11 protein-coding genes and 1 pseudogene are annotated in these 11877 nt (G+C 60.9%); 8 read left to right on the top strand and 4 right to left on the bottom strand.

All coding sequences use genetic code 11. The annotated features are described in order from the left end of the window. The first annotated feature begins 159 nt into the window (after positions 1-159). The gene (grxD, locus tag NAV33_RS13575; protein ID WP_025242580.1) at positions 160-486 is read left to right on the top strand and encodes a Grx4 family monothiol glutaredoxin; all 327 of its coding nucleotides are present in this window, start codon (positions 160-162) and stop codon (positions 484-486) included. A gap of 159 nt (positions 487-645) precedes the next feature. Here grxD and bfr read toward each other — a convergent pair whose 3' ends face one another. Together bfr and NAV33_RS13565 are read right to left on the bottom strand one after the other, a co-directional pair. Then, entirely contained in the window at positions 646-1116 is a 471-nt protein-coding gene (gene bfr / locus NAV33_RS13570; RefSeq protein WP_255980858.1) for a bacterioferritin, read from the bottom strand. A 196-nt stretch (positions 1117-1312) separates the two neighbouring features. Further along, on the bottom strand, positions 1313-1531 hold the full coding sequence (locus NAV33_RS13565; protein ID WP_255980856.1) for a bacterioferritin-associated ferredoxin: 219 nt from the start codon (positions 1529-1531) through the stop codon (positions 1313-1315). A 225-nt stretch (positions 1532-1756) separates the two neighbouring features. On the opposite strand from NAV33_RS13565, the gene NAV33_RS13560 reads away from it, so the two are divergent. Next, positions 1757-2299 (top strand): YaeQ family protein, encoded by a 543-nt coding sequence (locus tag NAV33_RS13560; protein ID WP_255980854.1) that lies wholly within the window; start codon positions 1757-1759, stop codon positions 2297-2299. A gap of 65 nt (positions 2300-2364) precedes the next feature. On the opposite strand, the pseudogene NAV33_RS13555 reads toward NAV33_RS13560, so the two are convergent. Together NAV33_RS13555 and NAV33_RS13550 are read right to left on the bottom strand one after the other, a co-directional pair. After that, positions 2365-2640 (bottom strand): annotated as a pseudogene (locus tag NAV33_RS13555) (carboxyltransferase domain-containing protein); the annotation flags it as partial. After that, positions 2637-3386, bottom strand: a complete 750-nt coding sequence (locus NAV33_RS13550) for a 5-oxoprolinase subunit PxpA (RefSeq protein WP_255980852.1) — start codon at positions 3384-3386, stop codon at positions 2637-2639. The gene NAV33_RS13550 and the pseudogene NAV33_RS13555, both read right to left, overlap by 4 nt. A gap of 202 nt (positions 3387-3588) precedes the next feature. Between NAV33_RS13550 and NAV33_RS13545 the strand changes: the two genes are divergently transcribed. The 6 genes from NAV33_RS13545 to prfB all read left to right on the top strand — a co-directional run bounded on the left by NAV33_RS13545 (position 3589) and on the right by prfB (position 11737). Then, positions 3589-4116, top strand: a complete 528-nt coding sequence (locus NAV33_RS13545; RefSeq protein WP_336605395.1) for a winged helix DNA-binding protein — start codon at positions 3589-3591, stop codon at positions 4114-4116. Positions 4117-4149: 33 nt separating this feature from the next. Continuing rightward, the gene (recJ, locus tag NAV33_RS13540) at positions 4150-5865 is read left to right on the top strand and encodes a single-stranded-DNA-specific exonuclease RecJ (RefSeq protein WP_255980848.1); all 1716 of its coding nucleotides are present in this window, start codon (positions 4150-4152) and stop codon (positions 5863-5865) included. Positions 5866-5991: 126 nt separating this feature from the next. Then, the gene (locus tag NAV33_RS13535; protein ID WP_255980846.1) at positions 5992-8088 is read left to right on the top strand and encodes a molybdopterin oxidoreductase family protein; all 2097 of its coding nucleotides are present in this window, start codon (positions 5992-5994) and stop codon (positions 8086-8088) included. Positions 8089-8599: 511 nt separating this feature from the next. Then, positions 8600-9709 (top strand): NADH:flavin oxidoreductase/NADH oxidase, encoded by a 1110-nt coding sequence (locus NAV33_RS13530; protein ID WP_255980844.1) that lies wholly within the window; start codon positions 8600-8602, stop codon positions 9707-9709. A 27-nt stretch (positions 9710-9736) separates the two neighbouring features. After that, a complete protein-coding gene (locus NAV33_RS13525) occupies positions 9737-10492 on the top strand; it encodes a tellurite resistance TerB family protein (protein WP_255980842.1) in 756 nt (251 codons plus the stop codon). A gap of 149 nt (positions 10493-10641) precedes the next feature. Continuing rightward, positions 10642-11737, top strand: a protein-coding gene (prfB, locus tag NAV33_RS13520) for a peptide chain release factor 2 (protein WP_255980840.1) whose coding sequence is annotated in 2 segments (ribosomal slippage) — positions 10642-10713 and positions 10715-11737 — 1095 coding nt in all. Because the reading frame shifts where the segments join, the coding sequence is not laid out codon by codon here. Positions 11738-11877: the final 140 nt, after the last annotated feature.

Genomic DNA, 11877 nt, shown 5'->3' with positions numbered 1-11877 from the left:
AGAAAGCCTTCGCAGGCGCAAATCGGCCTCAGCGCACCAATGACGTGGATCGCAAGCGGCTCTCCGCCCGCTTCGGCCGATAAAAACCGAGCTCGCGACTCGGCTTTTATGGTGCTGTTCTGTACAATGCGCGCCAACCGTGACTAGCCGAGGTGCCCCATGGATATCATCGAAACCATCAAAGAGCAGATCGAAAAGAACCCGGTGCTGCTTTACATGAAAGGCTCGCCCAACGCGCCACAGTGCGGGTTCTCCGCGCGCGCGACCCAGGCGGTGATGGGCTGCGGCGAGAAGTTCGCCTACGTCGACATCCTGCAAAATCCTGAAATCCGCGCCAATCTACCGAAGTACGCCAACTGGCCGACCTTCCCGCAACTGTGGGTCGATGGTGAGCTGGTCGGCGGTAGCGACATCATTCTGGAAATGTTCGAGAAAGGTGAGCTGCAGCCATTGATCAAGGAAGCCGTTCAGAAAGCTGGCGCCTGATCGCGCCGCGCTGCCAAACCCGCCGAACGGCGGGTTTTTTGTGGTTGCGATTCCGAGTCGCTGAAGCCTCCCACACCTCTGCGATCAGAAGTTGAACGGTGGGCTTGCATAAAAGAAAACGGGAGCCCGATGGCTCCCGTTTGCACTGCAGGCAGATCGCTATTCGTCCATCTGTGATTGCAGGTAGTTTTCCATGCCGACTTTGTCGATGAGACTCAGCTGAGTTTCCAACCAGTCGATGTGTTCTTCCTCGGACTCGAGAATGTCTTCCAGCAGTTCGCGGGTGCCGTAGTCACCCACGCTCTCGCAGTAGGCGATCGCAACCTTCAGGTCCTGAATGCCGCCTTGTTCGAGCTTGAGATCGCAGTCCAGCATTTCGCGGGTGTTTTCGCCGATCAAAAGCTTGCCGAGATCCTGCAGGTTGGGCAGACCTTCGAGAAAAAGGATGCGCTTGATTAGCTTGTCGGCATGCTTCATCTCGTCGATGGATTCGTCGTATTCATGCTTGCCGAGCTTGCCCAGACCCCAGTCTTCGTACATGCGGGCATGCAAAAAGTACTGGTTGATGGCGACCAGTTCGTTGCCGAGGATCTTGTTGAGATGCTGAATGACTAGCTTGTCGCCTTTCATGTCGGTGCCTGCTTCGAATCGGGAACGTTAATTCAAAGCAGTCTGGCCACGAATAATCCGGCTGTCAAACCTAAGTCATTGAATGCAAAAGGGTAAAACCGAATAAGAATACTTCTGTTCCGCGACTAGAAAGCAACATCTTGATTTTCAGGCAGAAAAAAGCCGGGCATAAGCCCGGCTTAGGAAATGCGCCTATTCAGGCCGGAACGAAAGCTGCGGGATAGGCGAGGGATGCCTGGGCGCTCTGCGCATTGCTTAGCGTTTCGCGTACGACTTGCTTGGCTACACACGCGCACTTGCCGCATTGGGTGGCGACACCGGTGGCTTCGCGTACTTCACGATAGCTGCAGCAGCCTTCGTAAATCGCTTCACGAATCTGACCGTCGGTTACACCCTGGCAAAGACACACGTACATAAGAACTACCCGTTGGGTCTGCTGTTGGGTTGAGATGCTAAACAGAATGAGAATGATTGTCAAAGAACGTTCGTCGGGAGTGCTGCTGCCAGTTTCGGCTCAAGAGGCGGTATCTAGAGTTTGGCACCTAGCGGACGATTTGCAGGGTTCCGGCGTTGCCTGCCAATGCAAGACTTGGATCGCTATGCGCTAAACTGCGTCTCCTTTTTCGCACCTGGAGCCGTCATGGCCCTGCAAGCCACACCCTATAAAGTCGAGATCAACCTCACTGATCTGGACCGCCACGTTTATCAGGATCTGCGTTTCACCGTTGCCCGGCATCCGTCGGAAACCGAGGAGCGCCTAGCCGCACGCCTTATCGCTTACGTGCTCTGGTATGACGAACAGTTGGCGTTCGGCCGGGGGCTGTCGGATGTGGATGAGCCGGCCCTTTGGGAAAAGAGCCTGGATGACCGTGTACTGCACTGGATCGAGGTCGGCCAGCCGGATGCAGAGCGCATCACTTGGTGCTCACGTCGTACCGAGCGTTTCAGCCTCGTCGCCTACGGCAATTTGCGGGTATGGCAGACCAAGGTGTTGGACAGCGTACGCAGCCTGAAGAAGATCAACGTCGTTGCGGTCGGGCAGGAGGCGCTTGAAACCGTGGCGCTTGATCTGCCGCGCGCAATCAACTGGAGCGTCATGATCAGCGAAGGCGCGTTGTTCATCACCGACGAGCGCGGCCAGCACGAAGTGCCGCTGGAGTGGCTGATCGGCGAGCGCGGCTGAGCGCGTCGCTGCCCCAAGGAGGTTTAGGATTGCCAGAATCGCAGCAGCGCGTCGAAGGACAACACCACGCCGAGCTCGCGTGCGTCGCTGCTGGCGTCCGGCTGCAACTGATGCAATGCCTCGGCGATACAGGCGCGGGCTTGGCAGCCATCCAACTGCACCAGGTCGTAGTGCACCAGCAGCGTGGTGTAGGAGGGCACCAGATCGATCAAGGCCGGGCCGAAGGCTTCGCGCAGACGTTTGGCCGCCGCTAGCAGCCAGGGCATATGCGCTTCGTCGATTTCGTCGAACAGGCGCAGCATCAAGCTATCGATGCTGACGACTTCGATTCGCGGGTTCATTCCGCCAGGCCCTGCAGTGCTTGGCGAATGCGTTGCACCGCGGCTATCGAGCCAGCATTGTCGCCATGCACGCAGAGCGTATCTGCGCGCAGGATCAACGCGCTGCCGTCGCTGGCGGTCAGGGCTTCGCCCTTCGCCAGGCTCATGGCCTGCGCAGCGACCGTATCGGCATCCTGATGAACGGCGCCGGGCAGGGCGCGCGAGACCAGCATACCGGCGGCGTCATAGGCGCGGTCGGCGAATACCTCGAACCACAGCGTTACGCCCAGCTCGTCGGTCAAGGTCTGCGCGCCACTGTTGTAGCGCGTGGACATCAGCATCAACGGCCGCGATGGAGCGTAGGCGACGATTGCGGTCATCACGGCGCGCAGCAGTTCCGGCTGGCGCATCATGTCGTTGTACAGCGCGCCGTGCGGTTTGACGTAGCGAACCTGGGTGCCCTCGGCGCGGCAGATGCCGTCCAGCGCGCCGATTTGGTAAAGCAGCATGTTCTCCACTTCCTTCGGTCTGCAGGCTATGGAGCGACGGCCGAAGCCGACCAGATCGGGATACGCCGGGTGCGCGCCGATCTGCACGTCGTGCTGCTTCGCCAGTGCCACCGTACGGCGCATGATTTGCGGGTCCGAGGCATGAAAGCCGCACGCGACGTTGGCGCAATCGATAAAGGGCATGACCTCGGCATCCAGGCCCATGGTCCAGGCACCGAAGCTTTCACCGATATCGCAATTCAGAAGCAAGGATTTCATAAGGACCTCTTTGGCAACTGGCGGGTCCCGGTACATCGGGACGAGATATGAGTACTACGACGATAAATTATCTATGATTTATCAATAAATATTTATCGAACACGGGTCGATCGGTCTCTCTGGAGCACATTGCTGTATGCTTGCGGACCCGATTCACCAAGGCGCCGGTCTCGCTGCCGCCTCTCAGTTCATGGTCCACAAGATGGTTGACGCCAAATCCACACGCCCGTTGCGATCGTCCATCGTGGCGTCGGCGCATCTCGCCGAGCAGTCGCAGGAATTATCCGAGCTTGAATACGGCATCATCATTGCCAGCGCCGCGTTGATGCGCTGGATGGAACGCTGCATGAAGGCATCCGGCGCGGTGGAAGTGAATGCGCTGGACGTGATGGTGCTGCATAACCTCACCAGCCGCGGGCGCGCCAAACGACAAGCGGATATCTGCCTGTTGCTGAATATTGAAGACACTCACACCGTGACCTACGCGCTGAAGAAGCTCGGCAAGCTCGGACTGGTCGAGGGCGAGAAGCAGGGCAAGGAAATGTTCTATCGCACCACCGACAAGGGGCGCGAGCTGTGCCAGGAGTACGCCGACATCCGTCACGAATGTCTGATCGCGTCGTTCGAAAATCTCAACATCGACCCCGAAGAAATTCACCGTCTCGCCGGGATGCTGCGTGCCATGTCCGGTCTTTACGATCAGGCTGCGCGCGCCGCGACTTCACTTTGAACTGCCCCTCGCTACAAGCCGGATAGCCATCAGATGCGCATAGAACCCCGTCCGTTACCCGAACTGCTGCCCGATCTGGGCGACTTGCCGCCGCTGCTGACGCGCCTCTACGCCGCGCGCGGTGTGCAATCGGTGGCAGAGCTGGACAAGGGGCTCGCCCGGCTGATTCCTTACGCACAGCTCAAGGGCATTGATGATGCGGTTGAGTTGCTCGTAGAGGCGCTTGAGAAGCGTCAGCGCATCCTCTTCGTCGGTGATTTCGATGCCGATGGCGCCACCGCCAGTACTGTCGGCGTGCTGGGCTTGCGTCAGCTCGGCGCGGCGCATGTCGATTATCTGGTGCCGAATCGCTTCGAATATGGCTATGGGCTGACGCCGGAAATCGTTACCGTCGCGCTCGAACGACAACCGGATTTGCTGGTGACCGTGGATAACGGGATATCCAGCGTCGACGGCGTCGCCGCCGCCAAGTCCGCAGGTCTCAAGGTGCTGGTAACCGACCACCATCTGCCGGGACACGAGTTACCGGCGGCCGATGCCATCGTCAATCCCAACCAGCCGGAGTGCGCCTTTCCAAGCAAATGCATTGCCGGGGTCGGGGTTATTTTCTACGTGCTGCTGGCCCTGCGGGCACGCTTGCGCGAGGCGGGCTGGTTCAGCCGCAACGGTTGGAGCGAACCAAATCTCGCCGAACTGCTCGATCTGGTCGCGCTGGGCAGCGTCGCCGACGTGGTGCCGCTGGACGCCAACAACCGCATCCTCGTGCATCAGGGGCTCGCGCGGATTCGCGCAGGGAGGGCGCGCCCTGGGTTGCGCGCGATCCTTGAAGTCGCTGGGCGCGACCACAACCGCATCACGTCTACCGATCTCGGTTTCATCCTCGGACCACGATTGAACGCGGCGGGGCGCCTGGACGACATGGCGCTGGGCATCGAGTGCCTGCTCTGCGAAGACGAAGCACTGGCGCGCGACATGGCCGTGCAACTCGATCAGCTCAATCAGGACCGTAAGGGCATCGAACAGGGCATGCAGCGCGAAGCGCTGGCGCAGCTCAAGAATTTGCCGCTGGAAGATATGCCATTTGGCCTGTGCCTGTTCGAGCCGGACTGGCATCAGGGCGTTATTGGCATCCTCGCCTCGCGACTGAAGGAGCGCTATCACCGACCTACTATCGCGTTCGCTGACGCAGGCGATGGTTTGCTCAAAGGCTCCGCGCGCTCGGTGCCGGGTTTTCATATCCGCGATGCGCTGGATGCGGTTGCGGCGCGCCATCCCGGGCTGATCAGCAAATTCGGCGGCCATGCGATGGCGGCCGGCCTCTCACTGCCGCAGGGAAACTTCGGCGCCTTTGCCACGGCGTTCGATGCCGAGGTGCGCCGCCAGCTATGCGAAGACGATCTGACTGGACGCCTGCTTACCGACGGACAGCTGAGCATCGAGGAATTTCACCTGGAACTGGCCAAAGCGCTGCGCAACGCCGGCCCTTGGGGCCAGCATTTTCCCGAGCCGGTGTTCCACGGCGTGTTCCAACTGGTTCAGCAGCGTTTGGTCGGCGAGAAACATCTGAAGGTGGTGCTCAAGAGCGAATGCGGCTCGCTGACCCTCGACGGTATCGCTTTCAATATTGATCGCGACGTCTGGCCCAACCCCACCGTGCGCTGGGCGGATCTGGCCTACAAGCTGGACGTCAACGAATTTCGCGGTCGTGAAAGCGTGCAGCTGCTGGTGGCGCATATCGCAGCGCGCTGATCCGCTCGTTCGGGCCGATGATCGGCCCGCTGAATCAAACGTCATTTGTCACGGCTTGATTGATTGTTGACCCATCGCAGCGCGCCTAGAGTGTTCGGACTACAAGAACAATCTCTGGAGCCTGCGATGAGCGAAACGACCCGGCACCACCGTGCGTGCCACCTGTGCGAGGCCATCTGTGGCCTGACCATCGAAACCCGCGGCGAGCAAATCGTTTCGATCAAGGGCGATCCGCAGGACAGTTTCAGTCGTGGTCACATCTGCCCGAAAGCCGTCGCCCTGCAGGATATCCAGAACGACCCGGACCGCCTGCGCCATCCCATGCACCGCGTCGGCAACGAATGGCAAGCCATTGAGTGGGACGAAGCCTTCGCGCTGGCGGCCGAGCGTCTTGCCGGCATCCGCGAACTTCATGGCAATAACGCGGTAGCGGTCTATCAGGGCAACCCCAGCGTGCATAACTATGGGTTGATGACCCATAGCAACTATTTCCTCGGTCAGCTGAAAACCCGCAATCGTTTTTCTGCGACCTCTGTCGATCAGCTGCCGCATCATCTGACCAGCCTGATGATGTACGGCCACGGCCTGCTGATCCCGATTCCTGATATCGATCACACCGATTTCATGCTGATTCTCGGCGGCAATCCGCTGGCCTCCAACGGCAGCATCATGACCGTGCCGGATGTGGAGAAGCGCCTCAAGGCGTTGAAGGCGCGCGGCGGCAAGCTGGTGGTGGTCGACCCGCGCCGTAGCGAAACAGCTGCCATCGCCGATCAACACCTGTTCGTCCGCCCCGGCGAAGATGCCGCGCTGCTCTTCGGCCTGCTCAACACACTGTTCGAAGAGAATTTGACCCGCACCAGTCATCTACCGGTGGATGGACTCGACGAGCTGCGCGCCACCGTGGCGCCGTTCACTGCTGAAGCGATGAGCCCGCGCTGCGGCGTGCCGGCCGAGCAGATTCGCCAGCTGGCGCGCGATTTCGCTGCGGCGGACAAGGCGGTCTGCTACGGCCGCATGGGCGTATCGACCCAGGCGTTCGGTACGCTGTGCCAATGGCTGGTGCAATCGATCAATCTGGTGACCGGCAATCTGGATCGAGTCGGTGGCGCGCTCTGCACCGAGCCTGCTGTGGACTTGGTAGCCAACACCTCCGGTGGGCATTTCTATCGCTGGCAGAGCCGGGTTTCAGGCTTGCCGGAATACGGCGGCGAGCTGCCTGTATCGGCGCTGGCAGAAGAGATGCTCACCGAAGGGGAAGGGCAGATTCGCGCGTTGATAACTGTGGCGGGTAATCCGGTGCTTTCGACGCCCAACGGCCGGCAGTTGGAGCAAACGCTGGACGGCCTGGATTTCATGCTCAGCGTGGATTTCTATATCAACGAAACCACTCGCTACGCCGATCTGATCCTGCCGCCAACGGCGCCGCTGGAACACGATCACTACGACACCACGTTTAACCTGTTCGCGGTACGCAACGTCACTCGCTTCAACGAGGCCGTGCTGAGCAAGCCGGCCGGTTCGCTGCACGATTGGGAAATCTTTGTCGGCCTGGCGCAGGCTTTTGCCGCGCGGACCGGTAGTGACCTCAAGCCGACCATCGCGCCCGAACAGATGATCGACCTCGGCCTGCGCGCCGGGCCGTACGGCGACCACAGCGAGCTTGCATTGAGCCTCTCCAGGCTGCGCGACTACCCGCACGGCCTCGATCTCGGTGCGCTCAAACCGAACCTCGCCGTTCGCCTGAAGACCGCCAATCAGCGTATCCAGGCGGCGCCGGAGCTGTTTCTCAATGACCTGAAACGCTTTGCTTTGGCGCCCACTCAGCAAGCGGATCAACTGGTATTGATCGGCCGTCGTCATGTGCGCAGTAATAATTCCTGGATGCACAACTACCATCGCCTGGTGAAAGGCAAGCCGCGCCATCAGCTGTTGATGAACCCCGTGGATTTGAGTCGACTTGGGTTACTTGATGGCCAGCGCGTGCGGGTTCGCTCGCGGGTCGGGATGATCGAAGTGGAGGTCGCCGCCAGCGACGAGATGATGCCCGGTGTGGTCAGCTTGCCTCATGGCTGGGGGCACGGACGCCCCGGCGTGCGGATGGGCATCGCCAGTAGCCAGCCGGGCGCCAGCGCCAACGACCTGACTGATGAGCGACAGCTTGATGCGCTGTCCGGCAATGCTGCGCTTAATGGTGTGCCGGTTCAGGTGGAGGCGGCGTAGCCGGCGATCTTGTGGGGCGGATGCTTATGCGGTGCTACCAACTGCTGCCCCTCACCCTAACCCTCTCCCCTCAGGGAGAGGGGACTGGACGCAGATACGAGCGATAGCGATCCGCCCGGCGCGCACGGTGGCAAAAAAAAGCACGCTGAACCTCATCGAATTGAGCTCAGATGCGTCAGGTGCTGCAAGCACGAGCGAAGCCAGCACGCGCTTGACACCAACACGGAACAAGCCCCCTCTCCCTTCCGGGGAGAGGGCTGGGGTGAGGGGAAACGAGGCAAACCCTCACGCTAGGTTCTGCCATACGCAATGCAAGTCCAATCAGCCACGGCACGGAGCAACTTCTGCTTGGAGAGCGGGGCAAGCCAACCAGCCATCCCGCAAAACTCCATGGCCTTCGCAACACGCAGTCACCGATTCGCCCACCAAGCGCAGCTGTGACCAGGCAAGATCGTCGAAACAGTCTGTACTGAGGGATGTCCAACCCGCATCCATCGCAGCCGAGGTTTCCATGACACAGCTTTTTCAGCCGCTCACCCTGCGTCAGTTGACGTTGCCCAATCGCATAGCCGTTTCGCCCATGTGCCAGTACTCGGCCAAGGCTGGCATGGCCAACGACTGGCACCTGGTGCACCTCGGCAGTCGCGCAGTGGGTGGCGCCGGGCTGGTCATCATCGAGGCGACCGCCGTCACCGCCGATGGGCGGATTTCACCGGAAGATCTCGGCATCTGGTCTGATGAGCATGTCGAGCCGCTGCGCCGGATCACGCGCTTCATCGAAGCCCAGGGCGCGGTCGCCGGTATTCAATTGGCGCATGCCGGGCGCAAGGCGAGCACCTGGCAGCCTTGGCTTGGGCGGCACGGTAGCGTGCCAATCGCAGCTGGCGGCTGGACGCCGGTCGGCCCGTCGACCATTGCCTTCGATCCGGAGCACGCTGTACCCACCGCGCTGGACGAGACCGGCATCGCCGAGGTCAGTCAGGCCTTCGTGCGTGCAGCCGAACGAGCGCTGGCGGCAGGATTTAAGGTCGCCGAAGTGCACGCCGCCCACGGCTATTTGCTGCATCAGTTCCTTTCGCCTCTGTCCAACCAACGTCAGGATGGCTATGGCGGCTCCTTCGACAACCGTATCCGTCTGCTACTGGAAGTGACCGAGGCAGTGAGAGCCGTGTGGCCGGAAGAGCTGCCCCTGTTCGTCCGCCTGTCCGCGACCGACTGGGTGCAGGACGGCTGGAACGCCGAAGAAACCGTAGAACTGGCGCGGCGACTTAAAACGCTAGGAGTGGATCTGATCGACGTGTCCTCGGGCGGCACCGCAGTCAATGCCGAGATTCCGGTCGGGCCCGGCTATCAGACCCAGTTTGCCGAACAGGTCCGACGCGAGGCCGACATCGCCACCGGCACCGTCGGCATGATCACCGAGGCGGTTCAGGCCGAACACATTCTGCGCACCGGGCAAGCCGATCTGATCCTGCTGGCCCGCGAGTTGTTGCGCGATCCCTATTGGCCGCTGCATGCCGCCGAGGATCTGCATGAAAGCTCGGTGCCATGGCCTGCACAGTACTTACGCGCCGCTCATCGAAACACGCCGATTCGGCAAGTTCCCGATTCGCTCGACTAATCCATCCCTTGTTAAGCAGGTAATTTCATGAAGACCTCCGGTTTGCTCGATCAACTGCTCAAATCCGGGCAGGACCTCCTACAGAAACAGCAGGGCTCTGTAACGCGCCCGGGCAACACTAAGAGCAGCGGTTCGCTCGGCGACATGCTCGCTGGCGCCAGCGGTCCTCTGGGCAGCATTCTTGGAGGAAGTGGCGGCGGTGGCGTCGGGCGTGGCGCACTGGCGACCGGCGCGCTCGGCATGTTGTTAGGCAGCAAGGGTGGACGTCGCCTGGGTGGCAAGGCGGTGACCTATGGCGGACTAGCTGCGCTCGGCATGCTGGCCTACAAAGCCTATGGCAACTGGCAGGCACAGCAGGCCGGCGCAGCGCAGGCGAGCGCTACACAGGCCGAGCCGAAAACCGTTGATCGACTGCCGCCCGATCAGGTCGAGGAGCACAGCCGTGGCATCCTCAAGGCGCTGGTCGCTGCGGCCAAGGCTGACGGCCACGTCGATGATCAGGAACGCAAGATGATCGAGGCCGAATTGGCGCAGCTGACCGATGACCCAGAGTTGAAACGCTGGCTGGAAGCGGAGCTGAACAAGCCGTTGGACCCGGTTGAAGTCGCCGCTGCCGCCACTACGCCGGAGATGGCCTCGGAAATGTATCTGGCCAGTGTGCTGATGGTGGATGAAGAGCACTTCATGGAGCGCGCCTACCTGGACGAGCTGGCCCGGCAACTCAAGCTCGACGCGCAGCTCAAGGCCGAGCTGGAAAGCCAGGTGCGCGGCGTTTCCGCCTGATTGCCGCCGGGGCGGTCCGATGGCCGCCTTTGCTGGGATCGGCTTGGCTTGCAAGAGCGGCGTCGATGGCCTCGCATGGGCTGTCAGCCACGGCCTGCTGCGCTATAATCGTCGGCTTTTCGCACCGTCCGATTGAGAGCTGCCTATCTATGGAAATCAACCCGATCCTCAACAGCATCAAGGACCTGTCCGACCGCACCCAGTCAATTCGGGGGTATCTTTGACTACGATCAAAAGCATGATCGTCTCGTCGAAGTAAACCGCGAACTCGAAGACCCCAACGTCTGGAACAACCCCGAGTACGCTCAGAATCTTGGTCGCGAGCGTGCCACCCTGGCGTTGATCGTCGAAACCATCGATGACCTCACAAGCAGTCTGGCCGACTCCCGCGACCTACTCGACATGGCCGTCGAAGAAGACGACCAGAGCGCCGTGGACGACGTAGCCGCTGAGCTGGACCGTCTGCGCGGCATTCTCGAAGGGCTGGAATTCCGCCGCATGTTCAGCGGCGAAATGGACCCCAACAACGCCTACCTTGACATCCAGGCCGGTTCCGGCGGCACCGAAGCCCAGGACTGGGCCAACATGCTGCTGCGCATGTACCTGCGCTGGGCCGACAAGCACGGTTTCGACGCCACCATCATGGAACTGTCCGAAGGCGAAGTCGCCGGCATCAAGGGCGCCACGCTGCACATCAAAGGCGAATACGCCTTCGGTTGGCTGCGAACCGAGATCGGCGTGCACCGCCTGGTGCGCAAGAGCCCGTTCGACTCCGGCAATCGTCGCCACACTTCGTTCACAGCGGTGTTCGTTTCGCCGGAAATCGACGACAACATCGAGATCGAGATCAACCCGGCCGACCTGCGCATCGACACCTACCGTTCATCCGGTGCCGGTGGTCAGCACGTCAACACCACCGACTCGGCGGTGCGTATCACCCACGTGCCGACCAACACCGTGGTCAGCTGCCAGAACGAGCGTTCTCAGCACGCCAACAAGGACACCGCCATGAAAATGCTGCGGGCCCGGTTGTACGAGCAAGAAATCCAGAAGCGCAACGCGGCGTCCCAGGCGCTGGAAGACACCAAGTCGGATATCGGCTGGGGCCACCAGATTCGCTCCTACGTGCTCGACCAGTCGCGCATCAAGGACTTGCGTACCAGCGTCGAGCGCAGCGACTGCGACAAGGTGCTGGACGGGGATATTGACGAGTATCTCGAAGCGAGCCTGAAACAGGGGCTGTAAAGATACTGCGCTTGGCCAGCGTCGGTGGGCTGAAGCCCACCCTACGGTACCGACGTCAGCCAGGGATTATGTAGGGTGGGCTTCAGCCCACCAAAACAGGGCGAGGTTGCTGGTGGGCTGAAGCGGAACGCCGCCCGGCC

Source organism: Stutzerimonas stutzeri (assembly GCF_024448715.1).
GTDB classification, from domain to species: Bacteria; Pseudomonadota; Gammaproteobacteria; order Pseudomonadales; family Pseudomonadaceae; genus Stutzerimonas; species Stutzerimonas stutzeri_AR.
This window is presented reverse-complemented; position numbering and strand designations above follow the sequence as displayed.